The organism is Neomicrococcus lactis, assembly GCF_014200305.1.
In the GTDB taxonomy this organism is placed as follows: domain Bacteria; phylum Actinomycetota; class Actinomycetes; order Actinomycetales; family Micrococcaceae; genus Neomicrococcus; species Neomicrococcus lactis.
In genome coordinates this window covers 913,556-939,469 of sequence record NZ_JACHBL010000001.1, presented here as the reverse complement: position 1 = coordinate 939,469, position 25,914 = coordinate 913,556, and the positions used below count along the sequence as shown (strand labels likewise).

23 protein-coding genes are annotated in these 25,914 nt (G+C 57.2%); 12 read left to right on the top strand and 11 right to left on the bottom strand.

Going from position 1 to position 25,914, the window contains the following annotated elements:
* Window positions 1-146: 146 nt before the first annotated feature.
* The 3 genes from BKA12_RS04320 to BKA12_RS04310 form a co-directional block, all read right to left on the bottom strand.
* Window positions 147-1,145, bottom strand: coding sequence for an SPFH domain-containing protein (locus tag BKA12_RS04320; protein WP_183640942.1), 999 nt, complete (start codon window positions 1,143-1,145; stop codon window positions 147-149).
* A 36-nt stretch (window positions 1,146-1,181) separates the two neighbouring features.
* Window positions 1,182-1,637 carry an NfeD family protein gene (locus BKA12_RS04315; RefSeq protein ID WP_183640941.1) on the bottom strand — a complete coding sequence of 152 codons (456 nt, stop codon included), beginning with the start codon at window positions 1,635-1,637 and terminating at the stop codon, window positions 1,182-1,184.
* Between the two features lie 129 nt (window positions 1,638-1,766).
* Window positions 1,767-2,654 carry a putative RNA methyltransferase gene (locus BKA12_RS04310; protein WP_183640939.1) on the bottom strand — a complete coding sequence of 296 codons (888 nt, stop codon included), beginning with the start codon at window positions 2,652-2,654 and terminating at the stop codon, window positions 1,767-1,769.
* A 55-nt stretch (window positions 2,655-2,709) separates the two neighbouring features.
* Here BKA12_RS04310 and BKA12_RS04305 point away from each other — a divergent pair, with 55 nt between their 5' ends.
* From BKA12_RS04305 to BKA12_RS04290, 4 genes are all read left to right on the top strand, one after another.
* The gene (locus BKA12_RS04305) at window positions 2,710-4,818 is read left to right on the top strand and encodes a S9 family peptidase (RefSeq protein WP_183640937.1); all 2,109 of its coding nucleotides are present in this window, start codon (window positions 2,710-2,712) and stop codon (window positions 4,816-4,818) included.
* A gap of 35 nt (window positions 4,819-4,853) precedes the next feature.
* The gene (locus BKA12_RS04300; protein ID WP_183640935.1) at window positions 4,854-5,816 is read left to right on the top strand and encodes a GNAT family N-acetyltransferase; all 963 of its coding nucleotides are present in this window, start codon (window positions 4,854-4,856) and stop codon (window positions 5,814-5,816) included.
* The gene (locus BKA12_RS04295) at window positions 5,813-6,394 is read left to right on the top strand and encodes a GNAT family N-acetyltransferase (protein ID WP_183640933.1); all 582 of its coding nucleotides are present in this window, start codon (window positions 5,813-5,815) and stop codon (window positions 6,392-6,394) included. Before BKA12_RS04300 ends, BKA12_RS04295 begins: the two co-directional genes overlap by 4 nt.
* A 72-nt stretch (window positions 6,395-6,466) precedes the next feature.
* The gene (locus tag BKA12_RS04290; protein ID WP_183640931.1) at window positions 6,467-8,827 is read left to right on the top strand and encodes an ATP-binding cassette domain-containing protein; all 2,361 of its coding nucleotides are present in this window, start codon (window positions 6,467-6,469) and stop codon (window positions 8,825-8,827) included.
* Between the two features lie 124 nt (window positions 8,828-8,951).
* Here BKA12_RS04290 and BKA12_RS04285 read toward each other — a convergent pair whose 3' ends face one another.
* A complete protein-coding gene (locus BKA12_RS04285) occupies window positions 8,952-10,418 on the bottom strand; it encodes an MDR family MFS transporter (protein ID WP_183640929.1) in 1,467 nt (488 codons plus the stop codon).
* A 142-nt stretch (window positions 10,419-10,560) separates the two neighbouring features.
* Between BKA12_RS04285 and BKA12_RS04280 the strand changes: the two genes are divergently transcribed.
* Both BKA12_RS04280 and BKA12_RS04275 read left to right on the top strand, forming a co-directional pair.
* The gene (locus tag BKA12_RS04280; protein ID WP_183640928.1) at window positions 10,561-11,193 is read left to right on the top strand and encodes a TetR family transcriptional regulator; all 633 of its coding nucleotides are present in this window, start codon (window positions 10,561-10,563) and stop codon (window positions 11,191-11,193) included.
* On the top strand, window positions 11,190-11,885 hold the full coding sequence (locus tag BKA12_RS04275) for a Type 1 glutamine amidotransferase-like domain-containing protein (RefSeq protein WP_183640926.1): 696 nt from the start codon (window positions 11,190-11,192) through the stop codon (window positions 11,883-11,885). The genes BKA12_RS04280 and BKA12_RS04275 overlap by 4 nt, the downstream gene beginning before the upstream one ends.
* On the opposite strand, the gene BKA12_RS04270 is transcribed toward BKA12_RS04275, so the two are convergent.
* The 4 genes from BKA12_RS04270 to BKA12_RS04255 form a co-directional block, all read right to left on the bottom strand.
* Window positions 11,882-12,328, bottom strand: a complete 447-nt coding sequence (locus BKA12_RS04270; protein WP_183640924.1) for a LysR family transcriptional regulator — start codon at window positions 12,326-12,328, stop codon at window positions 11,882-11,884. The two genes, BKA12_RS04275 and BKA12_RS04270, sit on opposite strands and share 4 nt — an antisense overlap.
* A gap of 486 nt (window positions 12,329-12,814) precedes the next feature.
* Window positions 12,815-14,293: an aldehyde dehydrogenase family protein gene (locus tag BKA12_RS04265; RefSeq protein WP_183640922.1), complete on the bottom strand. Its 1,479-nt coding sequence runs from the start codon at window positions 14,291-14,293 to the stop codon at window positions 12,815-12,817.
* A 175-nt stretch (window positions 14,294-14,468) separates the two neighbouring features.
* Window positions 14,469-16,487: a hypothetical protein gene (locus BKA12_RS04260; RefSeq protein ID WP_183640920.1), complete on the bottom strand. Its 2,019-nt coding sequence runs from the start codon at window positions 16,485-16,487 to the stop codon at window positions 14,469-14,471.
* On the bottom strand, window positions 16,384-17,709 hold the full coding sequence (locus BKA12_RS04255) for a hypothetical protein (protein WP_183640918.1): 1,326 nt from the start codon (window positions 17,707-17,709) through the stop codon (window positions 16,384-16,386). Before BKA12_RS04255 ends, BKA12_RS04260 begins: the two co-directional genes overlap by 104 nt.
* A 225-nt stretch (window positions 17,710-17,934) precedes the next feature.
* Between BKA12_RS04255 and BKA12_RS04250 the strand changes: the two genes are divergently transcribed.
* Together BKA12_RS04250 and BKA12_RS04245 are read left to right on the top strand one after the other, a co-directional pair.
* Window positions 17,935-18,324, top strand: a complete 390-nt coding sequence (locus tag BKA12_RS04250) for a DUF3054 domain-containing protein (protein WP_183640917.1) — start codon at window positions 17,935-17,937, stop codon at window positions 18,322-18,324.
* 26 nt (window positions 18,325-18,350) lie between these two features.
* A complete protein-coding gene (locus BKA12_RS04245) occupies window positions 18,351-18,629 on the top strand; it encodes an Lrp/AsnC family transcriptional regulator (RefSeq protein ID WP_183640915.1) in 279 nt (92 codons plus the stop codon).
* A gap of 37 nt (window positions 18,630-18,666) precedes the next feature.
* On the opposite strand, the gene BKA12_RS04240 is transcribed toward BKA12_RS04245, so the two are convergent.
* The 3 genes from BKA12_RS04240 to trpD are packed head-to-tail and all read right to left on the bottom strand — an operon-like array spanning window position 18,667 to window position 20,984.
* Window positions 18,667-19,281, bottom strand: a complete 615-nt coding sequence (locus tag BKA12_RS04240) for a hypothetical protein (protein ID WP_183640913.1) — start codon at window positions 19,279-19,281, stop codon at window positions 18,667-18,669.
* A complete protein-coding gene (locus tag BKA12_RS04235; RefSeq protein ID WP_183640911.1) occupies window positions 19,278-19,862 on the bottom strand; it encodes a hypothetical protein in 585 nt (194 codons plus the stop codon). Before BKA12_RS04235 ends, BKA12_RS04240 begins: the two co-directional genes overlap by 4 nt.
* Before the next feature lie 51 nt (window positions 19,863-19,913).
* A complete protein-coding gene (gene trpD, locus BKA12_RS04230) occupies window positions 19,914-20,984 on the bottom strand; it encodes an anthranilate phosphoribosyltransferase (RefSeq protein WP_183640909.1) in 1,071 nt (356 codons plus the stop codon).
* Window positions 20,985-21,131: 147 nt separating this feature from the next.
* On the opposite strand from trpD, the gene ctaE reads away from it, so the two are divergent.
* The 4 genes from ctaE (at window position 21,132) to qcrB (ending at window position 25,402) form a co-directional block, all read left to right on the top strand.
* Window positions 21,132-21,770 carry an aa3-type cytochrome oxidase subunit III gene (ctaE, locus tag BKA12_RS04225; RefSeq protein ID WP_183640907.1) on the top strand — a complete coding sequence of 213 codons (639 nt, stop codon included), beginning with the start codon at window positions 21,132-21,134 and terminating at the stop codon, window positions 21,768-21,770.
* A 48-nt stretch (window positions 21,771-21,818) separates the two neighbouring features.
* Entirely contained in the window at window positions 21,819-22,604 is a 786-nt protein-coding gene (gene qcrC, locus BKA12_RS04220) for a cytochrome bc1 complex diheme cytochrome c subunit (RefSeq protein WP_183640905.1), read from the top strand.
* A gap of 75 nt (window positions 22,605-22,679) precedes the next feature.
* On the top strand, window positions 22,680-23,732 hold the full coding sequence (gene qcrA / locus BKA12_RS04215) for a cytochrome bc1 complex Rieske iron-sulfur subunit (RefSeq protein WP_183640904.1): 1,053 nt from the start codon (window positions 22,680-22,682) through the stop codon (window positions 23,730-23,732).
* Window positions 23,729-25,402, top strand: coding sequence for a cytochrome bc1 complex cytochrome b subunit (gene qcrB / locus BKA12_RS04210; protein ID WP_183640902.1), 1,674 nt, complete (start codon window positions 23,729-23,731; stop codon window positions 25,400-25,402). Before qcrA ends, qcrB begins: the two co-directional genes overlap by 4 nt.
* The last annotated feature ends 512 nt before the right edge of the window (window positions 25,403-25,914 follow it).

The window sequence follows — 25,914 nt, the reverse complement described above, 5'->3', positions numbered from 1 at the left end:
GTCTTCCCTCCGATAGATAAACTACTCGTCCTTAGTCAACGAGCAAGATCCTGGAATCATTCCCGCAAAGACACTCAAGTATAGCGAAGGCTCTTGCTTTACCGGGTATGTAAGCCGATAAAGCAAGAGCCTTTGAGCTTGCGTGACTATGAGTTGGCAGAACCGGCCGGATTATTGCCTGTGGTTCCTGCGTTACCGGCATTGCCCGCAACGCCCGTAGCACCCGCACCGCTGGTAGCGCCAGCACCGCCGACACCACCAAAGTTTCCTAGAGCCCCGCCGATGCCCTTGAGAGCATCTCCGACTTCGCTCGGGATGATCCACAAAGTGTTTGCGGTTCCCTCGGCGATCTTCGGGAGCGTCTGCAAGTACTGGTAGGCCAGAAGTTCCTGATCAGGGCGTCCAGCGTGGATGGCGTCGAAGACCTTCTGAATGGCCTGAGCTTCACCGTCTGCACGCAGAATCGCAGCCTTGGCGTCGCCTTCAGCGGCCAAGATCGCCGCCTGGCGCTGACCTTCGGCCGTGAGGATCTGAGACTGCTTGGTGCCTTCAGCGGTCAAGATGGCGGCGCGGCGATCACGCTCAGCGCGCATCTGCTTCTCCATCGAGTCCTGGATGGAGAGTGGCGGATCAATGGCCTTGAGCTCCACGCGTGACACGCGGATGCCCCACTTGCCTGTGGCTTCGTCAAGAACGCCACGGAGCTGGCCGTTGATCTGGTCGCGGCTCGTGAGTGCCTCTTCAAGGTTCAAACCACCCACAACGTTACGAAGCGTCGTGGTGGTCAACTGCTCCACGGCCTGAATGTAGTTCGCGATTTCGTACGTGGCGGCCCGTGGCTCCGTGATCTGGAAGTAGACCACGGTGTCAATGCTGACTACCAGGTTGTCTTCCGTGATGACGGGCTGCGGCGGGAAGCTCACAACGGTCTCGCGCAGGTCCAACAGTGGCAAGAGTCGGTCCACAAATGGAATGAGCAGCGTCAGGCCTGGGCCCAACGTGCGCTGATACTTTCCGAGGCGCTCCACGATTCCTGCGCGCGCCTGCGGGATGATTCGAACTGACCGGATGAGGACCACGATCACGAAGATCGCAAGTACCGCTAGAACAATGCCGGTAGCTGTACCGTTTCCGTTCTGAAACATCCGTCCCCCTTTCGATTGTTTGTTGGTGATGAAAAATTAGTGGGTGTCGCGGGGCGCGAGGTACGCGGTAGCACCTTCAATGCGAACCACGGAACCGTAAGTTCCGGGCTGGAGTGGTGCGCCTGATTCGGCACGGGCCGTCCAGACTTCGCCACCGATTTTGGCGCTGCCCATGAGACGGCTGGTGGGCTCGAGCACGAGGGCCTCTTCGCCGATGAGCCGGTCAATGTTGGTGCGGTGAGATTCCGGAGCCTTCCGCAGGTGCCGTAAAGCGACCGGTCGGAGCATAAAAATCAGGAGCAATGACAGGACGCAGAACACGACTGTCTGAAGCCAAAATTCGCCACCGATGAGTGCCGTTGCCACGCCGCCCAAAGCGCCGATGGACAACATGAGGAAGAACAGATCGAGGGACATCATCTCGATCACGGCGAGCACCAAAAACAGGACAAGCCAAAACACCCATCCGTTGGCGACAATCCACTCAAACATTTTGGTCCTTTGCATCAATCGACCCCGCGAGATTGAGGTCATTGCTTCTACTATGCCGTTTCAGGCGCGCGATTCCGTCCGCCTTGGGGCGTATTTATCCTGCAGTTCTCAAAAAGGGGCGTCTGAGGTTCAGGATTTCTGGAAGACAGAAAGGACGACGCCGCAGCTCACCGTGCGCGGTTCGCCGTCAGTTGCCTGTGCACTTTCAGTGGGAGATTCCTCGTCAGGCGACGCCGATGTGTGATGGCCCGCAGGTCCCATGCCGACGAGATCGGCGATGGCTTGAGTATCAAGGCTGAGGCTGAAATCCACATTGGTTTCGTGGAGCAGCGTAAATCCCTCGCTGAAGGTGTGGTGAAGCTTCTCCTGCTTTCCTGACTGCATTCCCAAGAGACCTGTCTCAGCGTCGCGCAGTTCTTGCAAGTGGTGAGGTGCCGGCGTCACGACGATGACTCGGCCACCGCGCTTCAGGACGCGCCGGAATTCCTCAATGTTGTGCGGAGCGAACACGTTGAGGACTACATCGACCGTGTTGGCCGCGAGCGGCAAGACGCTCCACAAATCCGTCACCAAGGAGAGGGTGTTGGAGATCTTCGCGGCGTGCTTGGCGGCGGCACGGGAAATGTCCAGGGCGACTGCTCGCGGCTGAGTTGAAGACTGCGACGACTGCCCGGAATCTTCAAGCGAAGACACGACGGAATTCAGGTAATAGCCGGGACCGGAACCTGCGTCCACTACGAACTGAGCCTCGCGAGGCACCTCGGCAACGATCGCATCAGCAATGGGGGAGTAGTGCCCGGCTTCGAGGAACCGCAAGCGCGCGGCAACCATCTCGGGAGTGTCCTCGCGGAATTTTGTACCCCGGCCGGTCAAGAGATTGAAGTATCCCTGACGAGCGGCGTCGTACTCATGACCATTGACGCAGTGCAAGGTGCGTTCGCCCTTGAGCAACATCTCATCTCCACACACGGGGCAGACGAGGCAATCGGACCAGTTGGTCACGTTCAAAGAAGTCACAAAATACCGTTCAATAACTGTTTCATAAATGGTGGTGATCGAGTAGGCTCGCGACATGAAACCGGAGAACATCGATCTACTGACCACCCTATCCGCGCCAGCCGTGCATCCGGACGGAACGCGCGCAGTGGTTGCCGCTAAGCGTCCAAACTTTGACAACGATTCCTACACAGGTCAGCTGTGGGATGTGGCGCTGGACGGCTCGGGCGCACGCCGCATCACGCAAGGAACCGCGGACGGTGCGCCACAATTTTCGCCAGACGGCAGCATTTTGGCCTTCGTACGCCGCGACGCGGACGGCAAGCCGCAGATTGCGATCGCGCCCGGCACCGGGGGAGAAGCTCGCATCATTACGACGGCGCCGCTCGGCATTAGCTCGTTCACGTTTTCCCGCGATGGTCGTTTTATCGCCTTTGAGGCAGCCCGACCCGAAGAGGATCGCTATGGCACCACGGAAGGTGTTTCCGGTGCTCAAGAGAATCCGCGGCACATCACCACGCTGAAATACCGCATGAATGGTGCCGGCTTCATCGTGGACAAGCGCAGCGGAATCTACGTCATGGAAATTCCCGCCGTTGATGATGTGCCGTACGTGAAGCCAACTGGCCGTGCAGCCAAGCTCGGGAAGGATCAGCGCAAAGATCAGGGCAACGCCGCTGACGAATCCGCGGATGCTGCGTCCAAGGCCGAGTATCACTTGGGCGTTTTGGGTGGCGAGAAGGGCATGCCGAAGGCAACCTTGGTCACGCGCATTGATGCGGATGCTTCGGCTCCTGAATTTAGCCCCGACGGCCAGTGGCTGTACTTCACCGCCGAACTTCACGAGGGCTCCGAGGCCGACCTTCGCGCCGATGTCTACCGCGTGAATGTCTCCGGTGTGCTCGGTGGCTCCGAAACGGCTGACGCAACTTTCACTCATCCAGAATTGGTGACCACAGGTTCCGGCGACGTCGCTATTGACGCGGTCCGTTTTGGAGTTGACGGCGTCTTGTACGGGCTGGGCGGGGACCTTGGGGCTACGGGCGTCGAGTTCGTCGGTAAGCCAGCGGGCGTGTATTCGCTGGGCGACGGCACGCCCGGTGCCGAGTTGAAGCTCCTGACGGATCTTGGTGAAGACGATGCCACGGAAACCCCCAAGCTGGAACGTGGAGCCACCGCCGGTGTTTGGGCGCTGAGCCGCCACCGGGGAAGCTCGTCGCCGCTCCACGTGACGGCGGAGGGTGCTCAGCGACTCGACGTGGGACAGCGAGTGGTGAAGGCCGCCGTGGAGACGCCGGCAGGCGTTGCGGTGACGTATTCAGATCCTGAAACGCCAAGCGATCTGGCTCTCGTGAAAGATGGTGCCTTCACACGCATCACGGATTTCGGTGCCAAGCTCCGCGAACAGAGCACCGTCATCGCACCTCAGGAATTCACCGCAATTGCGGCCGACGGCCATGAGGTCCACGGCTGGATCTTCGTGCCAGAAGGAGATGGGCCACACCCGGTTCTGCTCAACATTCACGGTGGTCCATTCAGTGCGCATGACTGGGCCTACTTTGACGAGCCCCAGGTTTACGCGAACGCCGGCTACGCAGTGCTTCACTGCAACCCGCGTGGGTCCGCCGGTTACGGCATCGAGCACGGTCAGGCCATCAAGGGCGCCATGGGAACCGTGGACGCGAGCGATGTGCTCGCGTTCTTGGAACAGGCAGTTGCTTCGAATGCGTCGCTGGACGGCGAGCGCTTGGGCGTCATGGGTGGTTCCTACGGTGGTTATCTCTCCGCGTGGTTGATCGGTCATGACCACCGTTTCAAGGCGGCCATCGTGGAGCGCGGATGCTTGGAACCGTACGCGTTCCAGGGTTCTTCAGACATCGGATGGTTCTTCTTGGGCGAATACATGGGACGCGACGCTGAGCTGCAGCGCCAGCAGAGCCCCTTCGCTGCGGCTGACGAAAACCAGACGCCAACGCTCATCATCCACTCCGAAGAGGACTACCGCTGTCCGCTTGAGCAGGCTCAGCAGTACTTTGCCAAGCTCAAGCTCCAAGGCACCGAGGCTGAACTCTTGGTGTTCCCGGGCGAGAACCACGAGCTCTCACGCGCCGGTACGCCATGGCACCGTAAACAGCGCTTCGAGGCAATTCTTGAGTGGTGGAACCGTCACCTGCCGGTGGCTTAGGTGCTCGCCTCGGCAGAGATCGCTACTGTGGTGTGATGATCACAGAAGTTCACGACGTCCTGGCACGATACCGCGATGCGGTGTACGACCAGGACGTCGATGCTTTCATCGCCCTGTATAGCCCGAACGTGCGCATCTTTGAGATGTGGAAGGCCTGGGAATTGCTGGGCCACGACGGCGCGCGAACGCTTTCATCGGTCTGGTTTGCGAGCATTCCGGCAGGGGAGAAGGTCGCGGCCTCCTTCTATGACGTTCACATTCGGGAGTACGACGACGCTGCCTTAGTGAGTGCCTACGTCCGGTTTAGCGGTTGCACGCCTGATGCGAACGGTCACTTCACTCCCGTCCGGCATCAGGACAACCGGATCACTTGGGTGCTGGAACGCGTGGACGGGCAGTGGCTCATTGTCCACGAACACACCTCGGCACCGATTGACGACGAATCAGCCAAAGCGATGCTCCATCGCGAGGACCTCGTGGAAGAAGGCGCGCACAAAATCTGGTCCGTCCGTCCAGAACAGGCAGGCGACCAAGCAAACGTGCACGGGATCAACGCCGCAGCGTTTCCTACGCTCGAAGAGGCTGAGCTCGTCGACGCCCTTCGCGTCGATCCTGATGCATGGATCGACGGGCTATCGATGCTCTCGTTTGATGGAGACCGTCCTGTGGGTCATGCGCTGTTGACGCGTTGCTACATTGATGACGTTCCGGCACTGGCGCTGGCGCCGTGCGCAGTCTTGCCCGAGTTCCAATTCACGGGTGCGGGTACGGCAGCGATCAACGGTGCCCTCGACGCAGCCCGAGCGATGGGGGAGAAGTTCGTGGTGGTCCTGGGCCATGCGGACTACTACCCACGTTTTGGCTTCAAGCGGGCGGTGGACCACGGAGTCCGTCTCTCCATCGAAATCCCAGAAGAAGCGTTCATGGTCCTGAGCCTGCAAGACCAGGAAGAATTCCCGTGCGGAACTGTCCGTTACGCGGCCGCATTCGGTATATGAGCGAGTCCATCGTGTTGCCGGAATCAGAACGCATTGAATACTCGCGCATGCAGGACTCGGACCTCGACGAGTTGGCGCAACTCTTGGGCGATCCAACCACCATGCAGTTCTATCCGCGGTCCAGGACTCGCGACGAAGCGCTCGACTGGATCAGCTGGAATCAACGCAACTACGCCCGTGATGGGCTGGGACTCTGGACTCTGCGCTTGAAAGATCCCGCGAGCGACACCGTGAATTCGGCGCGTCTCGCGGCACTGAAGGAGAACTCGAAAAGCCGAGCTGCGTCGTCGTACTTTATAGGCGATTGCGGACTGACCTGGCAGCGCATCGACGGAGACGAGGATCTCGAAATCGGGTATCACGTGCGGCCGGAACTACAGGGGCAAGGGCTTGCGACGGAAGCCGCGCAAGCGAGCCGTGATCTCGCGATTTCGCTAGGTCATCGACGGCTGATTTCAATCATTCATCCAGACAACATCGCCTCCCGCCGCGTCGCGGAAAAGGTTGGCATGCAGGTTGATCGTGAGACTGTCAGCCGAACCGGCATTCCGGTGGTTGTTTATGCGGGTGAATGGTGAGATCTCAGGGTGGCTGCCGGTAGGATCACTCCCCAGACCAGACCGCGTTTTAGCTGAACTTTTGGAGCGTCCATGACCACCGTGCCTTTGGCGGATAGCCACGAAATGATTCGCGTTCACGGAGCGAATGAGAACAACCTCAAGAATGTTTCACTGGAGATTCCCAAGCGCCGGCTCACGGTGTTTACGGGTGTTTCTGGATCCGGTAAATCATCGCTTGTGTTTGGGACGGTCGCTGCGGAATCCCAGCGCATGATTAACGAAACCTATAGCTCGTTTGTGCAAGGTTTCATGCCCAATATTGGCCGGCCGGACGTTGATCTGCTCGAAGGCCTGACCACCGCCATCATCGTGGATCAAGAGCGGATGGGTGCAAACCCGCGCTCGACCGTGGGCACCGTGACGGACGCGAACGCTATGCTGCGCATCATCTACAGCCGCATCGCGGAGCCACGGATTGGTTCCTCCAACGCTTACTCCTTCAACGTGCCATCCGTCAGCGCGAGCGGTGTTATGAAGGTCATGAAGGGCGGCAAGGAGGTCGCCGAAAAGAAGACCTTTACGCAGACCGGCGGCATGTGCCCCGAGTGCGAGGGCCGCGGTCAGGTCTCCGACATTGATCTCGACGAGCTCTACGACTCTTCGAAGTCTCTGGCCGAGGGACCGTTCAAGATCCCCGGTTACACGGCGGACGGCTGGGCCATGCGGATCTTCACTGGCTCCGGATTCTTCGATGTGGACAAGCCCATCGTGAAGTACAACGCCACCGAAATGAACGACCTGCTCCACAAGGAACCAACCAAGGTCAAGGTCGACAACATCAACCTGACCTACGAAGGCCTGATCCCGAAGATTCAGAAGTCCTTTCTGTCCAAAGATCGCGACGGCCTGCAACCGCACATTCGAGCTTTCGTGGACCGCATTGCCACCTTCAAGAAGTGCCCGGAATGCGATGGCACTCGACTTGCTGAACCGGCCCGCAATTCGTTCGTCAACGGCAAGAGCATCGCCGATCTGTGCTCCATGCAGATCAATGAACTTTCTGCCTGGATTCGTGATCTCAAGGAACCGTCGATGGCGCCCTTGATCGAGAACCTGCAGCACACCTTGGATCAGTTCGTGGAGATTGGCTTGGGATATCTGACCCTTGACCGTCCTTCTGGATCTCTCTCCGGCGGTGAATCCCAGCGCGTGAAAATGATCCGCCACATGGGGTCCGCGCTTACGGACGTGACGTACGTATTTGATGAGCCTTCAGTGGGACTGCACCCACACGATATTCAGCGCATGAACGAGCTGTTGCAACGACTTCGGGACAAGGGCAACACCGTCCTCGTGGTGGAGCACAAGCCGGAGATGATCGAGATCGCCGACTACGTAGTGGACATGGGTCCTGGCCCGGGTTCTCACGGCGGACAGATCTGCTTCGAGGGTTCTGTGGCGGATCTTCGGAAGAGCGGCACTGTCACCGGCAAGCATCTGGATGATCGTGCTCAGCTCAAGCCGAACGTGAATAAGCCCAAGGGGTCGCTCAAGATTCGTGGTGCTTCGGAGAACAATCTGCAGAACGTGGACATCGACGTTCCGTTGGGCGTTCTTGTGGCTGTCACCGGTGTATCTGGTTCGGGAAAGAGCTCGCTGGTCCATGGTTCAATCGCCAAGAATGAGGGCGTTGTATCTATCGACCAGACCGCCATCCGTGGATCGCGCCGCAGCAATCCCGCGACTTATACCGGGATGCTCGAACCCATCCGCAAGGCATTCGCCAAAGAGAACGGTGTGAAGCCCGCGCTTTTCAGTGCGAACTCTGAAGGGGCATGCCCTACCTGTAATGGTGCCGGCGTGGTCTACACGGAGCTTGGCTTCATGGCGACCGTGGGCACCACGTGTGAAGACTGCGAGGGCAAGCGCTTCCAGCCCGAGGTCCTTGAGTACCGTTTGGCCGGCAAGAACATCGACGAAGTTCTTTCCATGCCAGTGGATGAGGCCGAGGCGTTCTTTGGAGCCGGGGACGCGAAAATTCCGGCGGTGCACAAGATTCTGCAGCGCTTGGCCGATGTTGGTCTCGGCTACCTGAGCCTGGGCCAGCCACTCACCACGCTCTCTGGCGGTGAACGCCAGCGACTCAAGCTCGCAACCCAAATGGCGGATAAGGGTGAGATCTACGTTCTGGATGAGCCCACAACGGGCCTGCACTTGGCAGACGTTGAGCAGCTCATGGGACTGCTTGATCGACTCGTAAAGTCCGGGAAGTCCGTGATTGTCATTGAGCATCATCAGGCGGTGATGGCCCATGCGGACTGGATCATTGATCTGGGTCCGGGTGCAGGTAACGAAGGCGGCAAGGTGGTCTTCGAAGGAACCCCGGCTGAGATCGTCAAAGATGCGTCAACGCTCACGGGTAAGTACTTGAAGGAGTATGTGGGCGCTTAGCCTTCCTTTATCGGCTGGCTTTTATGGCCTAAACAGAAGGTATCTCCGGCCCATCCGCTCTGGTGACGGAGGGTGGAGATCCCTTCTGTCTGCTCTATTTCAGCTGTGTCCTTGAAATAACGGACTAGTGCTTCTCGGCTGGAGCCGCCTTCTTGATGAAGAACGCCAGCACGATTGCCAACGTGGCCAAGATGCCACCAAAAGTGAACGTGGCGTGAGCGCCGGCAATCACGGAATCGGCATCGCTCGAGCCGCGCATCGCTGCGGTAGCCGAACCAATCGAGAGCGCTGCGACGAAAGCCGCCGTGCCCGCCGCGCCAGCCAACTGCTGGAGCGTATTCAAAATTGCGGAACCGTGTCCGTACATGTTGCGCGGAAGGTCACCCAACGCCGTCGTCATTAATGGGGTCATCAGTAGGGCCAGACCCAAGCAGAAGACCACGTTCATCGCGATGACCAGACGAAGGGGAGTGTCAGCACTCAAAGTGGTCTGCCACCACATGCTTCCTGCAAGCAGAATCGAGCCGGGCAGAACGAGGGGGAGTGCACCCACCTTGTCGAAGATGCGGCCGACGAACGGCGAAGCAATACCTTGGATCAGGCCGCCCGGGAGCAGCATGAGACCAGTTTCGAGAACGCTGATATCTCGTCCGTTTTGGAGATAGATTGGCAGAATCATGACGGTTCCCAGCATGGTGCCCATCGCGATCATGAGAAGTGCCACGGATAGGCGGAAGTTGTGACGCGTGAAAGGCATCAAGTTCAAGAGCGTGGCGCCGTTGTCGCGGTTCAGTGCGATCTGACGCTTCACGAAGATGGCGAGAGCAGCCAGACCCACGACGAAGGCGATCAGAGGAGCTATCGAGCCGTGGATGATTTCGGAGATAGAAGCGAGTGCGTAGACCAAGCCGCCGAATCCGATAGCCGAAACAATGACGGAAAGAATATCCAGCGGAGCGCGACGGGTTGGAGTCTTGTGCTTGAGCGCTACGAAACCCGCAATAAGCAAGATGGCAGCCAGAGGGACCAGCGCGCCGAAGATCCAACGCCAGCCCCAGGCTTCAACAACGAGGCCGGAAAGGGTGGGGCCGATAGCCGGCGCAACCGAAATCACCACGGAGTTCAATCCCATGACCGCACCGCGACGGGCGGGTGCAACGAGCGTCAACGTGGTCACCATGAGCAACGGAAGAACAATGGCCGTGCCGCTTGCCTGAATGATGCGGCCCACCAGGATCACACCAACATTCGGTGCAATGGCGGCCACGAACGTGCCCACGAGGAAAAGTGAAACGGCCACGGTGAACAGGCTTCGAGTGGTGAAGCGCTGAATCAAAAAACCCGTGGTGGGAATGACGATGGCCATCGTGAGCAAGAAGCCGGTAGTCAGCCATTGAACGCTCACGGCATTCACGTTGAATTCGGCCATGAGGTTGGGAAGTGCCACGGAGAGCACGGTCTCATTGAGAATCATCAAGAACGCGGAGAGCGCCAGCACGGTGATGATGGTGGTGACACCCTTAGTGCTGAGTTGCTGCTCCGCTTTCGTTTGTGGTGGAGCGGATTCCTCTTGTGCGAGGGACGAGGGCATACAGTTACCTATTTCTGTGCAAAGGGGTGTCATCATGGGTTACAACGAAAGTTTCCGCTTCGAAATTATGGCATACTGTGACAGTTTGGCATAAGTGTCATAGAATAGTGTTTTTCAACACAACGATGTGAGGGGAGGGGCAATGCGCCCCGGAGCAGTTGAGGACGCGCCACTTGGATTGCGTGAGAGGCGTCGTCTTCAGACGGAGGCCGAGATCCACGAGGCGGCCATTTCTCTGTTTGAAGAGAAGGGCGTCGCCGCAACGACGGTTCAGGACATTGCGGACCGCGCCGGCATTTCCTCGCGTACTTTCTTCCGATACTTTGCGAGCAAAGATCAGGCCGCGTTGCCTGGACATCGCCGCATGTTGGACGTCATTGAGTCCCTTGATGTGAGCGCCATGCCGCGTCCTGTCGATCCGATGCATCTCATTGCCGATGCTGCTGAACGCGTGATGCTTTCTGAAAATACGGCGAGCCTGGGGGAGCACCGTCGCATTGCCCGTCTCCTTGCAATGGAAGGTGACATGCGCTCGCTCGCCGCGGCGCAAGAGCAAGACTTAAGCAAGGCCTTGAGGGTGGCACTCCAAAGAAATTTTCCGGAGCACGACGACGCTCGCTTACTTTTGGTAGCCGAGGTTTACCTGGCGCTGTGGCGAACGAGTTGGATTCGCTGGGGGGAGTTGGCGGCTGAGGGTGAGGCCGTGGATCCTATTCTGGTCTTCCGCGAATGCCGCTCCCAGCTGGACTCGATTTTTCAAGGTGGTGCAGCATGAAACTGCTGTTGACCTCGGGTGGAGTGACGAACGGCAGCATTCGCACCGGACTCGAAAACCTCTTAGGGAAGACCATCTCTGAATCTTCAGCCTTGTGCATTCCTACCGCTCAATACGGGCATCCGTGGTGCACGCCGAAGACCATGTGGAATTTTGTGTCGGGCCAGGAAGCGACTCATATGACGGGGCTCGGATGGTCATCTGTGGGCTTGTTGGAGCTGCTGGCTTTGCCGACGATGAACAAGAGTCGGTGGCTCCCATGGCTGGATGCCACCGACGTCCTGCTGGTGGATGGTGGCGACGCCGTGTACTTGCGTCACTGGTTGCACGCATCCGGCCTGTGGGAAGAGCTGCTGAATTTCCCAGACCTCGTGTGGGTCGGCGTGAGCGCCGGCAGTATGGTTCTGACGCCGCGCATTGGGCGCGAGTTCGTCACCTCTGGATCAAAGGGCCTTGAAGCAAGCGTCGAGGATCCGTCGGCGCCCGCTGATCAAACTCTGGGCCTTGTGAATTTCTCACTTTTCCCACATCTGAATCATCCGGACATGCCGACGAACACCCTCGACGCCGCTCAGAAATGGTTTCAGCAGATCGACAATGACGCATATGCGCTCGATGACCAGTCGGCCGTCTCGGTGGTGAACGGAGAACGAACCGTCATTTCTGAAGGCACCTGCATCCAGCTGGGCTAGTGCGCAGAGGCAAGATCGAGGCTTCCTTGGCGCAATTGATCTAGAGCATCCTGAGTCAAAAGCCCACCGTTTAGAATTAAATCCAGGCCGGGGTAGTAGGCGCGCAAAGCCCTTGTCAGAGGTGGCAATGTGGAATGGTTCAACGCGCCGGAGAATCCGATGGACAGCTGACCGTAGATAGCACCATCGTCAGAGTTCGTGGATCGTCGCGCGAGATCCAGCTCTGTGAGTACATTTCGAGCATGTGGCAGAAAAGACTGTCCAGCCTTAGTCAATGAGGCGGTCCGTGTATTGCGCTCAACGAGTTGTGCGCCTAAATCCTTCTCAAGTTTCTTGATGGATTGACTGAGTGGCGACTGAGCCATGTGCAAGCGTTGAGCTGCGCGTCCGAAGTGCAATTCTTCGGCGACGGCGATGAATGCTTCGATCTGTCGAAGTTCCATGGTGATGTTGCTCAGTCTTTGCTCGATGTAAGACGTTAGATTCACTTAGAGTAACCGGCATCCAAGCCACTTAGTTGTACATGTCTAGAGACTATATTGGAGCGCCGATAATATACATTATGTCAACTAGCATGAATCTGACTGAGTGGGGTCGGCTGACCTGTAGCCCCTATTCCATATCTTCTGCGAGGCGCTGGAACCGAGACCCACGCATTTGTCCCCTTGCATTTGTCGGTTCCTAGACGCCGTCAATAACTCATGACTCTCCGGATGAAAGCACCTCAAACAATCTTGAGAACTCAGCTGTTCATTTGTGCAGCACTGCTAGCAGTTTTCTTGTGTGGGACCCAAGTATCGGGCTGCCTTGGTCAGACCACTTGAACTGCTGATTGGGGCATCTTGAAATGAGCGCCGCTCCCCCAGATCCTTACCTGTCTAGATGGACGGGAGCTACACAATTTAGGTTCGTGTAGCTCCCATGCACATTTAGTGGGCTTCGAATCCCCCTACGTTGATACCTACGCTGCGAGTATCCATGAATTCGCGGAGGCCTTCTGTGCCCATTTCTCGTCCCATGCCAGACGCCTTGAAGCCTCCAAATGGGGCTCTCTCATCAAGCGTGGCTGGACCGTGTGAGTTGACGAAGACATAGCCTGCTTCGAGTCGAGAGCCGATGCTGCGTGCTTTCGCGTCATCTTTGGTCCACACTGAGGCGCAGAGTCCTGCCCAGGTGTCGTTTGCGGCAGCTATTGCTTCCTCAACATCGTCAAAGACCAAGATCGGTAGTGTTGGCCCAAATTGCTCCAGAGTGACGATTCGCAGTGATGGGTCTGGATTCAGCACCAATGATGGGCGAACAAAGTTGCCTGCGGCAAGTTCACCTTCGGGCAGACTTCCGAACTCCAAAACCTCTGCTCCGGAGGCTTTAGCTTCTTCAACCAACTCATTAACGAGTGCTTTCTGGAGTGGCGAATGCAGTGGTCCCATGGTGGTTCCTTGGTCGGTGCCGCGGCCAAGAACCGTGTTCTCGAGCCGTGCCTTCAATCCTTCCACGACTTCCTCGTAACGAGACCGGTGAACATAGAGGCGTTTCACTGCCATGCAAACCTGGCCCGTGGTGTCGAATGTGCCGTGGAACAAGCGGTCTAATGAGGCGTCGTCAATTTCGGCGTCCTCAAGGATGAGCGCAGGGTCATTTCCTCCGAGTTCCAACGCCACTCGCGTGAGGTTTCGTGAGGCCATTTCCATGATGCGCTTTCCACCGTTACTACTTCCGGTGAAGCACACCTTGGCCACATCATCATTAGCAATGAGAGGTTCTCCAACGACGGCATCTTCCCCGGTAATAACGTTGAGAACGCCTGCGGGAAGTTGCTGCGCCACGCGCTGAAGTACACGCGCTGTTGCCAGTGGTGCAGATGGTGGTGGCTTGACCACCACGGTGTTGCCGGCGACCAGGGCGTAAGGAAGCGAAGCGGCCAAAATTGCGAGCGGCCAGTTGAAAGGCACGATCAACGTCACGACGCCAAGTGGTTTGTAGGCGACGACGGTCTCGGTGGGCGGGCCTGCAAGCACGGTTGTTTCGTTGACTTTATCGGCAAGGCCGCAGGCCAGTTGGAATCGAATGTTGAAGACGATGAGATCGATAATGCCTTCTTGGAGGATCTTTCCGTTCTCTCGAGACAATACTTCGGCGTCTTCCATCTGGAATTCCGCTAGAACCTTGATTGCTTCGCTGAGGTATCGAGCACGTTTTTCGGGTTCCAATGCCGACCAAGCTGGGAACGCCTTCTTTGCGGCTGCAACGGCATCTAGGGCTTGCTGCCTCGTCGCTGCGGCTGCAACACCAACGACTTCTGTTGGATTCGCGGGATCCTTGATCGTCAGTCCGCCTTCCGCGCCTTCTGTCTCTCCGTTGATGTAAAGATCTGTGTGGACCGCTTGACCTGCCAACTGCTGTGTCATGACAACTCCATTGTTGAACTAATAGATCAGCCCGCTATGAATCTCACTAAACCCATAGGGACTTAACTGATCCAAGCAGTTTTCCCGTAGATCGGCAATGGTTTTTCGCTCGTATTTCTGACATGTGGAAATCATTGAGTCGAAAAAAGCGAGTGCCTATATGGGGTGCTCAAATTCAGTGGGGGTATTTGCGGACAAAAAAAGCACTAGGGGGCCAAATTTCGATAGCAGTGTCGCTCCCCGCGCCCCCATCTGGCACCCCAGCAGGGCAGGCTCCAAAGAGATTCACGAGATAACCGAGGCTCGGATATCCATTCACGTTGTTCGATTCAACGCTGCAGCCACGAGTGACTTCTTGCTCGAGTGACTTATCCATTTGCTTCGTACTTGCGGAGGAAAGAATCCAGCCCAAGGGTGCGGCAACCGATGGCTCCGAACGCTGCGAAACCACAATCACGCTGCCTTGCAATAATGCCGAAGCTGTTTCGCTGACCTTAGCGGCGTCGTCGTTCTGGGACTGAAAACCAACCAAGTGTGCGGCCCGCTGAAGCAGCGAAGCGGCAGATACCTGCGAGGTTGCGGCATTCGAATTGCCAGTAATCGGGATCATCAATTCGGAGATCGCGTTGGGTGGGGCAGGGAGCAAGTCTCCGCCACGGTCGTTATCCAGATAGATCACGATCGGTATGACCGGGTCACCATTTTCGACCTGTGATTTCTGCGCGGCGGCCTCAAGGAGCTCCGGGCCCAAGTCAATAATGGATCCCAAGCCCGTCACCTCCGCGTATCCCCCATCAATCAGCTGCGCTTGAGGACTGCTGTGGCATGGGCCAACGACGCCCGAGGGGGTCACGTATGGAAAACGAGCGGACAGCATGGAAGCCGTGGCGGCCGTCAGGGTTCCGTTGCAGCGATCCAGCACCTGCGTGGGACTCTGCACGAATTGGCGATAGAAATCGATGGAAAAAGGCAACGGAGCCGAGCTGTTTGAGCACCCTCGCGTAGTGGTGGCGACTTCATCGGCTGAGCGCTGAGGCTCTGTCGCGTTGATGTGGGAGACCAAGACTCGGCAACCGGTAATGGCGTCAGTTGAGTTGAGGATCAGGTCTGCGCTGAGCTTGTCTTCGCGGTTTTCGGTGGGTGGGTTCCAGAAATCCTGCGATAGAGACGTTGCCGAGCGCTTTTCCCAGTCGAGTTCCATCAGTCCGGCTCGATCGACCCACCGAGCTTCAGGTATGTCGGTGATATTCCATCCGCCATCGCTCGGACCGAAACCAGTCAGCGCAGGAACGCCCGTAGCGGTGTACAGAGGGTCTCGCAGGAGAAGACCAAGAGTCGCTTGAGATAGAGCGCTCGATTGGCCCATCGAACGGACTTCGTCCACGGCGTTAGCCTGACCAGCCCCGTTGAATCGGCTGATGGAAAGTCCCATCGAGCCACCGGATACACCCGATGCCACCGCAATCGAAGCCAAAGCACAGGGATTCGTTTCAGACATGCGCTGAAGAGCTATAGCAGTCCAATAAGCGGCCCGAATGCCACCACCCTTCGAAGCCACCATGACAAGCGGCCGAGCTCTGGTCACACCGTCAGATAGCGTAACGCGACACTTCTCGGTCCGGCTCCACCATGCGTCAATCGTCTCTTGCGGGGTGTGTCGCTGGATGGTTGCGGATTGAGGGCTTGCAGATTCGGAGAAGGTTCGAACTCCGTGAACCTCTGTATTACTACCGGCGAAGAGGGCCACGACGACGAACGCACCAAACAGGGTGGCGATTGGCGATTCGCGAAGCCGGAACCACTTGGACCAGAACACCTCCGGCGGAGCGTAGAAGGTGTGAACAATCACCGTGGCTCCAATCAGAAGCGCAACGAGTGAAAACGCAAACATGAGTGAACCGAAAACACCGAGAGAATCAGCAACGTCGACAGGCCGGATATACACCGCGCCGAGGCCCACAGTGCTGAGAATGATGAGTGACCACGCCGTGCCCCACATTCTCCTTTGCTGACGCTGGGCGGGAATGCGAAGAGCGCCAGAGGTATCGCCGTGAGGCATGTTGAGCGTGATGTCTGGGCGTTGGTTGGGATCAGTCAGCGCCGTGATGTGGGCCAGTTCGCAGACCTTTTCGAGTGCAGGCCGGCCTGAGGGCCACGCGGCAACGGCCAAAGCGAATCCAAGAACGGGAATCATCGCCTGGAAAAGGGAGCCGTGGCCGAGCATCGTAAACACTGCGTGGGATCGAATGAGAGTCAGGGAAGCGACGACGGCGGTAGCCAACGCCAGCATGCCCCCCCACGATCCAGACAAGGCGTGCTTCATCGGCTGTATATCGCCGTGGATCCGGCCCATTTTCTGGACGAAAACCGAGGCGACCACGAAGAACTCTAGAGAGACCGGCTATCCCAAGTGGCATGAGGAGAAACGCAGCGAGCGACAGGAACCGAACATCGCCGCGACCGGAGGCAAGTACCAGGAGCGCCAGCCCACCGACAATCAAAGGCGCGTAGAGCCACTGCCAAAGTGGTGTGGGTTCTCGGCGGACTTCTGTGGACACCGAGCGGCGAACTATGAGGTCAGTGACTATGCGACCCATGATGAAAACACCCAATATGACCATGAGCAGCGTGATGACGGCAGCGCCCGCGTGTTGCAGTCCAACGTAGTCGCCGGTTCCCTGCGTGAAGTCGAACCAAGAACGCTGCACGTCGGGTAGCTGCTCGAGAACCCCAGAAGCCGGAATAAGCCCCATTCCCGCGATGGGAAGGAAGGCCAGCAACGAGTAACGGTGAGCCAGCAGCGCTTTGGCTCGTGGCGACATCCACTTTTTGCCTTCGCGGGTTCCGAGGAGACCCAGAAGACTCGGAAGCAGTGCCAGCAGAATGAGGATCCACTTCAGCGTGGTGGACAGTGACGCGATGATGATGAATGCGTGTGGCGCCGGTATGGTGGGATCACTAAATACCAACAGCACCAGCGCGATGTTCTCTACGAGGTCCATGGCTCCGGCGGCAATCGCAAATTGCCACCGCGGTCGGGTGAGCAGAGTGAACCGTGGGCTGCCAGGCGTCAGGGCGCGAACGAATCGCGCGGCAAGAACTAATGCCAGGACATACGTGAGGATGAACAGCAGATCGAGCCAGAAATAAGCCCATACGAACGGGTGAGCAATGGGTTCGAGCGCAGGAAAATTCGCCCACGGGCTTGCCGTTTCACTGGGAGTTGAGAGTGAGAGGCGAAACGAACTGGCCGCATTGAAACTGACTGAGAAAACTCCGGCCGGAACCATAGTGATGAGTCGATCTACTTCGCCGAGCGCAATCCAAAGTCCAGCGAAGAAGGTGACTATCAGCAGTGGCCGTTGAGGAAGGCTGGGTGAAGTGGTGGTGCCAACCGTGGTGGAAGCGATACGCATCGCTGCCTCTTTTCGGTGAAGTGATACCTCGAAAGTGCAATGTGAGAGACGAATCAACATGCCCATGGTGCGCCCTTAATTTCGCGCAGTCAATACATTTTCGAGAGCCTGACCACTAATTCTTTACTTCGGCGGATCGAACTAATGAGTAACATAACCGTGTTAAGTGCTAGCACTGAGTGGGGCTGTCAGCTTCGGTGATGTTTTGCTCTCTAGAGTTGAGTCATGAAGCTTTCTCAAGGATCTCGATATCTCATCGACGTCGTGCTGATCGTGGTGTTCACGATGCTTGGGCGTCAGACGCACGAACACGGCCTCACTCCCCTAGGCATTGCACAGACGGCCGCCCCGTTCCTCTTGGCCTATCTCATCATCCGCGTGGTGGGACACTTTGCGTGGCCGTCGCGCGTGGGTTCAATTTGGCCGGACGCTGTCGTTGTATGGATTACGACGGCGGGGCTCGGCTTGATCCTTCGAGTTTTGTTTGGTGCCACGGCGGCTCCGGCGTTCCAGATCGTCACTTTTGTGACTTTGGGTCTCTTCCTCGTGGGGCATGCCGCAATACGAGCGCTTATTCGGGCGAAATCTCGCCGTTCTGCAATAAGCTCGAAGTAGATTTTTCGACGTAGAAAGGCTCTCTCATGATTACCGCTTTTGTCATGATTCAGGTTGAGGCAGATCGCATTCCAGAGTGCGCGCAGGAAATTTCCGAGATCCAGGGCATCAGCGAGGTCTATTCAGTGGCTGGCGACTGGGACCTGATTGCCATTGCACGCGTTCGGAAGCATGAAGATCTCGCTGAGGTCATTGCAAACAAGTTGTCGAAGGCCGAGGGTGTGCTGGAAACGAATACTCAGATCGCTTTCCGCGCGTACTCCCAGCACGATCTCGAAGCTGCCTTCTCCTTGGGCCTCGAGTAAGACGAGCCCTCAGCTTCAGATCCCAAAAGAACTATTCCTAAATCAAAAGCTGGACGATGCCGTAACAAGCGCACGCCCACAACACACTTGCGAAGGTGCCCAGAATGAATCGTTCTGCGGCACCTTCTTTGCCGAGTTCCTTGTACCGTCCAAGGCCTTTGACGCCGAGGACTAGCGCAATTCCTTCGGGCCACCCCATGAATAAGGTGGTGGTGACGGCAATTCGCTCCAGGAGTCCGATCCAGAGTCCGCCGCGCAGCACAGGGTCGTGTTCCGTATTGTCTTCGGCCAGAGACTCGAGTTCTGGAACGGAGATGCTTTCGGCGCCAGGAACGGTTTGAGACACCGCAGGAACCGTGGGTTCAGTGCTCTGCTCGACGTCAACGCGATGCGAAGCGCGCAAAATGGCGACCGTCATGGGTCCGCCGCCGAAGGCTGACACTAGGACACCCAGCACGACGAGTAGTGCCAGCGGGATATTTGAGGCTATTGGGTCAAGCGCGCCAAGAGCCGCGGCAGCGAGGCCCAGCGCAAGAATGAGGGAGGCGCTTCCGAAGACCAAGATGCGAGAAGACTCTTGATAGCGCTTGAGAACCAGCGGTATGGAAGCCGGGATGATGAGGGCGAAGATGATTAGCGCTATCCACGTCATTGGCTGAGCTCCTGAAGGTCGTCGGCGATCCATGCTTTCATGCGCTCGACCTCATTCCACAATCCGCTCGAGAGCCGCGAGGAAACGGCTTGTTGTGAAATTCCTAGCGAATCGCCGATCTCGCGTTGCGTGAGTCCACTAGCGAGCAATCTACCGGCTTCCGCGGAAGGCGAGCTGCGTCGTCGTTCTAGAAGCGAAACCAACTGGAGCGAGGCATCAAGCCGCTCCCCTGCGGACTCATGCTCTGAGGCACGCAGGCAGAGGTTGGCGGGACTCTTCTTTGCGGCCTCGACGGCGCTGCGGGCATACACGAAGGCATCGCCGGAACCGGCGCGAGTCTCTTTCGGGAGCGGCTCATTCACCGGGCCAACGCCAATGCCGACGCTCCAGTCCCCTGATTGCGCGAGATGCAGGGCAATGCCCATCGCGTCAGGGGCAGATTTGAGGACTGCCTGGAGTTCGTCGCCGGCAGTTCGCTGGAAGGGCCGTACCGTCTGAACTCCACGAAGCTGTTCAAGAAGTGCTTGAACTTTATCTTCGCTCGCACGGGAGCCTCGTTGGTCGATCGTCAGAACAATCATTCAACAAGTCTAAAACCTTGTATTAAGGTTTACAAGCCCTAGAGTTTGTAGCTACGAGGTGGGAGCTGCGGCTGAAGAGGCCTCAACCCAGCGCTGAAGGGCCTGAAGCGCGGCACCGGAGTCAATCGCGTCTCGGGCACGGTCAGCGGCGGCGGCAAGTCGCTCAGTCAGGCCTCCGGTTGCGGTTTCATCGAAAGCAACCAGTCCGGCGGCGGCATTGAGTACGACGGCGTCTCGCACCGGTCCGTGGGCGCCCTTGAGCACGTCAATAACTACCTGGGCATTGTGCTGAGCGTCGCCGCCGCGCAGATCATCGAGCGTTGCGCGAGCGATTCCAATGTCCTGAGCGTTAAAGGTGGATTCCTGAACGGCGCCATCGCGAACTTCCCACACCGTGTTCTCGGCCGTGGTGGTGAGTTCATCAAGCCCGTCCGCACCGCGGAAGACCAGTGCGCGTGAACCGCGCTTCGCCAACACGCCAGCCATTAGAGGAGCCATGCGGGCGTCTGCGCAACCAATGGCAGAGGCCGTGGGGCGGGAAGGATTCGTCAATGGACCCATGAAGTTGAATGCGGTCGCAACGCCAAGCTGCTTACGTGCAGGAGCCGCAAATCGCATTGACGGGTGGAATACCTGAGCAAAGCAAAAAGTAATATTCGAGGAATCCAAGATGGATTCAAGATGTTCAACCGGGGCGTCGAGGCGAATGCCAAGTGCCTCCATGACGTCAGCTGAACCCGACGAAGATGAAGCAGCGCGATTTCCGTGCTTAACATTTCGCGCACCTGCGCCTGCGCACACGAGTGAAGCCATTGTGGAAATGTTCACAGTGTTTTGTCGATCGCCACCGGTGCCGACAATGTCCAGCTTCTCTCCCCCGATATCGAGAGGCCGGGCGGCGCCAACCATTGCTTCGACCAAACCGGTGAGCTCGTCTACCGTCTCGCCTTTAGACCGCAGGGCAACCAGGAAGCCAGCAACCTGAGCATCTGAGGCATTTCCGGCCATAATCTCGGCCATTGCCCAGTTGGCTTCATCTGTCGAAAGATCGTCGTGAGAGATCAATCGAGTGATGATGGTTGACCAATTCGGAAACTTCTGAGCGGCTTGAATCGTTGACACACCGATAGGTTATCTACGTTTCGTAGAAACAGAGGAATTGTTTCTCCCGCGGAATTTCGCGGATTACCCCCATATAAGCGAAGAAACACACACGACGCGAAGCAAATTGCGTTGGGAGTTTGGGCGTGTCACAGCCATAATAGGTGGGTGACCACTGCAACTCATGCCCTAAATGCCCCGGCCCATCCGGTGCCTAATCGTCCGAACCTCGTTTCGGTAGGCACCATTGTTTGGCTTTCAAGCGAGGTGATGTTCTTCGCCGCCCTGTTCGCTATGTACTTCACTTTGCGCGCAGCCCTGCCCGAATTGTGGGCATCGGAAACGGCGAAGCTGAACGTCCCGTTCGCTCTTCTAAACACAATCATCCTTGTTCTCAGCTCTGTCACATGCCAGTTTGGCGTGTGGGCAGCTGAGCGTCATAAGCCTCGCCGTTCTGGCGGCCTGTTCCAGTTCAAGGAATGGGGAATGGTCGAATGGTTCGTACTCACCTTCATTATGGGTTCGATCTTCGTATCTGTTCAGGCTTTTGAATACGTCGAACTCGTACGCCATGGCATCTCCCTGAGCTCCCACGCTTATGGATCTGCCTTCTACCTCACCACTGGCTTCCACGGAATTCACGTTGCTGGCGGCTTGATCGCGTTCTTGCTGATCATCGGCCGCGCGTTCTTGGCACGCAACTTCGGCCAGTTTGAGGAAACCGGAGCCATCGTTGTCTCCTACTACTGGCACTTCGTCGACGTGGTGTGGATTGCGCTCTTCGCAATCATCTACTTCTTGAAGTAGAAGCCCACTCAAGACTGCTATCGCTCGCACTAGGTAAGGAAAAAGCTCGTGAAGGCTATTTCGCAACGGCGTCGCCACCCGCTCGCCGCATTTGCGCTTCTCATGATTGGTCTGTTGGTCACCGGTGGTTTGTATTTCGCCGCAACAAGCTTGAGTGGCGCCAAAGCGTCCACCACGGCCTCCGCTCAGGATGTCGAGGAGGGTGGAAAGCTCTTCGCAGCAAACTGCGCTACCTGCCACGGCCTGAACGCCGAAGGCTCTGATTCCGGACCTTCGCTCATTGGCGTTGGCGCTGCTGCTGTTGACTTCCAGGTTGGCACCGGCCGTATGCCGATGCAGATGCAGGGACCGCAGGCTCAGGCCAAGCCGGTTCAGTTTGATGAAAAGCAGATTTCCCAGATGTCTGCATACGTCGCTTCCCTCGGTGCTGGCCCAGCCATCCCAGAGGAGAAGTACTTGGACAACGGCGGTAACTCGGCAAACGGTGGAACCGTCTTCCGCGTGAACTGCGCAATGTGCCACAACGCAGCAGCTGCTGGCGGTGCATTGACCCGCGGTAAGTTCGCTCCAACCCTTGCTGGTGTATCGGAAAAGCACATCTACGAAGCAATGGCGACCGGCCCGCAGAACATGCCGGTCTTCAATGACTCCAACATCACCCCTGAAGAGAAGCGTGACGTCATCACCTTCTTGAAGGAAATTGAAGCTCAGGGCTCCCCCGGCGGAGAAAAGCTCGGATCGCTCGGCCCAGTGTCTGAAGGTCTCTTCATTTGGACTGCTGGTCTTGCGATGATCATTGGTTTCACCATCTGGATCACCTCGCGCTCCTCGTAATTCCTTGCACTTTCGGTAGTCTCACTACCAACATCACTTGAAAACATTCCTATTGAGAGAAGGATGAGACAGAATATGGGCAACCATAGTCACGGGGGGCCGAACGAGCCTGGCACCGTTGCTACGGCTGGCCAGGATAACCCGGAGCAGTTCCGGGATCCGGGTCTTCCGCCGCACCGGCCTCGGCTTGCGGACACCGATCCAGTAGCCGAGAAACGAGCAGAACGTCAGGTTTCCCTGTTGTTCATCGTTTCGATTCTTGGCACACTCCTCTTCTTTGTGTCCTACTTCGTAATTGGACACACCACCTCCATTGCTGACCTTCGCTTGCAGAACATGTTGCTCGGTCTGGGCACCGCGTTCGCAATGCTCGGCATTGGTGTAGGTATCGTCCACTGGACGAAGACCTTGATGCCTGACCACGAGTGGGTACAAGAGCGTCACGAGATCACCAAAGAAGAAGATCGTGCTGAAGCAGCACAGATGGTCAACGACATTCTTGACGAGTCTGGCATCAAGCGTCGTCCATTGATCCGTAACACCTTGATCGGTGCTATGGCTCTTGCGCCGATTCCGGCAATCTTCATGTTCCGCGACTTGGATACCTCCAAGCTCAGCGCCAACGAGATGGTTGATCGTCTGCGTTACACCATGTGGGACAAGGACGTTCGTTTGGTCCGTGACCCTTCCGGTCTCCCGATCAAGGCGTCTGACGTTCAGATCGGTTCTGCATTCCACGTCATCCCAGAGGGCTTGAATGAAATGCACGAGGGCAAGCTGAACGAAAAGGCTAAGGCCGTCGTCCTCTTGATGCGTCTCGATCCTTCCAAGATGCAGATCTCTCCAGGTCGTGAAAACTGGCACGTCAACGGCATCGTTGCGTACTCCAAGATCTGCACGCACGTTGGTTGCCCGGTTGCTTTGTACGAGCAGCAGACGCACCACTTGTTGTGCCCTTGCCACCAGTCGACCTTTGACTTGACCCAGGAGTGCAAGGTTATCTTTGGCCCTGCCGGTCACGCTCTTCCACAGCTCCCAATCACCGTCGATCCAGATGGCTTCTTGGTTGCACAGAGCGATTTCCAGTCCCCTGTTGGCCCGAGCTATTGGGAGCGTGGTGAGCGGTGAGTACTAGCACCCAGGTTTTCGAGCCGAAGACCAAGACAGGCAAGATCGCGAACTTCGTTGATCAGCGTGTCGCGGCTTCTGGACTCGTCAAGGAATTTGGCCGCAAGGTCTTCCCTGACCACTGGACGTTTATGTTCGGTGAAGTTGCTCTCTACACGTTCGTCGTGTTGTTGCTCTCCGGTACGTTCTTGACGTTCTGGTTCAACCCTTCGATGGCAGAGACGATCTACGAAGGCTCCTACAACCCACTCAAGGGTGTAGAGATGTCTGTTGCTTACGCATCTTCGTTGGATATCTCCTTCGAGATCCGCGGCGGCTTGTTCGCACGTCAGGTCCACCACTGGGCCGCTCTGCTCTTCGTTGCAGCAATGTCTGTGCACATGTTGCGCGTGTTCTTCACGGGCGCGTTCCGTCGTCCTCGTGAACTCAACTGGGTTATCGGTTGCGTCTTGTTGATTCTGGGCATGGCAGCTGGCTTCACCGGCTACTCCCTCCCCGATGATCTGCTTTCCGGTAACGGTCTGCGCATTATCGACGGTGTTATCAAGGCCATCCCGGTTGTTGGTACCTATATCTCGTTCTTCCTCTTCGGTGGGGAGTTCCCAGGTACGGCAATCATCGGCCGCTTGTACATTCTCCACGTCATGGTTGTTCCTGCTCTCATCATCTTGATGATCGTCTTGCACATGATGTTCGTGGTCTTGCACAAGCACACCCAGTACGCAGGCCCAGGCAAGACCGCCCAGAACGTTGTTGGCGCTCCTGTTGGTCCTGTCTTCGGTGCGAAGGCTGGCGGCTTCTTCTTCATCGTGTTCGGTGTTGTTGCTCTTATCTCGGGCTTCTTCACCATCAACCCGATCTGGAATTACGGTCCATATGACCCATCCCCTGTTTCCGCAGGTACGCAACCTGACTGGTATATCGGCTGGGTTGACGGCGCACTTCGCTTGATGCCAGGTGTTCTGGGTGACTTCTCCTTCGAGTGGATCCTTCCGCTTCCATGGGGACACAACAACCTCATCCTGAACGTTTTGGCTCCTATGATTCCGGCTGCAATCCTCATCGGCACGATGATGGCTTGGCCATGGATCGAACGCTGGGTTACCAAGGACAACCGCGAACACCACTTCGCAGAACGTCCACGTAATGCTCCATTCCGTACCGGCGTCGGCGTTGCTGGCTTCATCTGGTACTGCGTAATGTGGGCAGCTGCATCGTCCGACTTGATCGCAACGCACTTCCACGTTGCTTTGAATGACGTCACCTACTGGTTGCGCGTCCTCTTCTTCCTCGGCCCGATCCTCGGCTTCATCATCACTCGTCGCATTTGCCTCTCGCTGCAGCGCAAGGATCGTGAGATCGTCTTGCACGGGCGCGAGGCTGGCATCATCGAGATGTCGCCAGTTGGTGGCTACTCCGAGCGTCACGAGGACTTGGATGAGTACAAGCGCTACAAGTTGGTTGCTTGGGAGTCCCCAGAGGTCATCCCAGCCCTTCCAAACGCTGATGGCAAGGTCACCTTCTGGGAGAAGCAACGCGGCAAGCTGTCTCGCTTCTTCTTCGAAGATCGCGTTGCTCCAGTTACTCCACGCGAACTCCAGGAAGCTAAGGCTCATGGTCACCATGCAGTTGAAGCTGGCCACGACGACGCCAAGGAATTGAAGCACTAACAGTTCTTCTGTCACCTAGAAAGTCCGCCCTCACTCAACATTTAGTTGATGTGGGGGCGGACTTTTTTGTGCACCCTGGCGATGGGCGTCGTGAATCCGAGGATTGGCGCACAGAGCATCGTTACCGGACATCGCGAAGGCTTGGCGTCGGATATCCGAAGGATTCACACGCCGCCTCTATGACCGCCTTGCCGAAGGCGAGGCTTTTGCGGATTTGTGGTTGCATGGCGAGGAAGGCCGACTTGGCAGGGCAGTGCTCGTCGCCAGAGCCGGATGGCATTAGCGTTTCGGGCCGACCGCCGGGGGGTGCAGCTCCTTGAAAGCTGGAATGACGGCTGGCAAGCCCGCGGGAATAGGACAACGACCAGGACTACCCACCAGTATTCATGATCGCCAGCAGAATCTGCAGTCCACCATATCCGGCTTTGGAGATCTATACCGCCAATGCAGTGATTTGCGACCAACTTATGCGAAACTGATCACACCTCATTGGCGGTGCAGTAATAATACGA

Coding starts and splice junctions, on each gene's coding strand:
- BKA12_RS04320 (WP_183640942.1), bottom strand. CDS start 1,145: ATGTTTCAGAACGGAAACGGTACAGCTACCGGCATTGTTCTAGCGGTA.
- BKA12_RS04315 (WP_183640941.1), bottom strand. CDS start 1,637: ATGTTTGAGTGGATTGTCGCCAACGGATGGGTGTTTTGGCTTGTCCTG.
- BKA12_RS04305 (WP_183640937.1), top strand. CDS start 2,710: ATGAAACCGGAGAACATCGATCTACTGACCACCCTATCCGCGCCAGCC.
- BKA12_RS04300 (WP_183640935.1), top strand. CDS start 4,854: ATGATCACAGAAGTTCACGACGTCCTGGCACGATACCGCGATGCGGTG.
- BKA12_RS04295 (WP_183640933.1), top strand. CDS start 5,813: ATGAGCGAGTCCATCGTGTTGCCGGAATCAGAACGCATTGAATACTCG.
- BKA12_RS04290 (WP_183640931.1), top strand. CDS start 6,467: ATGACCACCGTGCCTTTGGCGGATAGCCACGAAATGATTCGCGTTCAC.
- BKA12_RS04285 (WP_183640929.1), bottom strand. CDS start 10,418: ATGCCCTCGTCCCTCGCACAAGAGGAATCCGCTCCACCACAAACGAAA.
- BKA12_RS04280 (WP_183640928.1), top strand. CDS start 10,561: ATGCGCCCCGGAGCAGTTGAGGACGCGCCACTTGGATTGCGTGAGAGG.
- BKA12_RS04275 (WP_183640926.1), top strand. CDS start 11,190: ATGAAACTGCTGTTGACCTCGGGTGGAGTGACGAACGGCAGCATTCGC.
- BKA12_RS04270 (WP_183640924.1), bottom strand. CDS start 12,328: ATGGAACTTCGACAGATCGAAGCATTCATCGCCGTCGCCGAAGAATTG.
- BKA12_RS04265 (WP_183640922.1), bottom strand. CDS start 14,293: ATGACACAGCAGTTGGCAGGTCAAGCGGTCCACACAGATCTTTACATC.
- BKA12_RS04260 (WP_183640920.1), bottom strand. CDS start 16,487: ATGATTCCCGTTCTTGGATTCGCTTTGGCCGTTGCCGCGTGGCCCTCA.
- BKA12_RS04255 (WP_183640918.1), bottom strand. CDS start 17,709: ATGCGTATCGCTTCCACCACGGTTGGCACCACCACTTCACCCAGCCTT.
- BKA12_RS04250 (WP_183640917.1), top strand. CDS start 17,935: ATGAAGCTTTCTCAAGGATCTCGATATCTCATCGACGTCGTGCTGATC.
- BKA12_RS04245 (WP_183640915.1), top strand. CDS start 18,351: ATGATTACCGCTTTTGTCATGATTCAGGTTGAGGCAGATCGCATTCCA.
- BKA12_RS04240 (WP_183640913.1), bottom strand. CDS start 19,281: ATGACGTGGATAGCGCTAATCATCTTCGCCCTCATCATCCCGGCTTCC.
- BKA12_RS04235 (WP_183640911.1), bottom strand. CDS start 19,862: ATGATTGTTCTGACGATCGACCAACGAGGCTCCCGTGCGAGCGAAGAT.
- qcrA (WP_183640904.1), top strand. CDS start 22,680: ATGGGCAACCATAGTCACGGGGGGCCGAACGAGCCTGGCACCGTTGCT.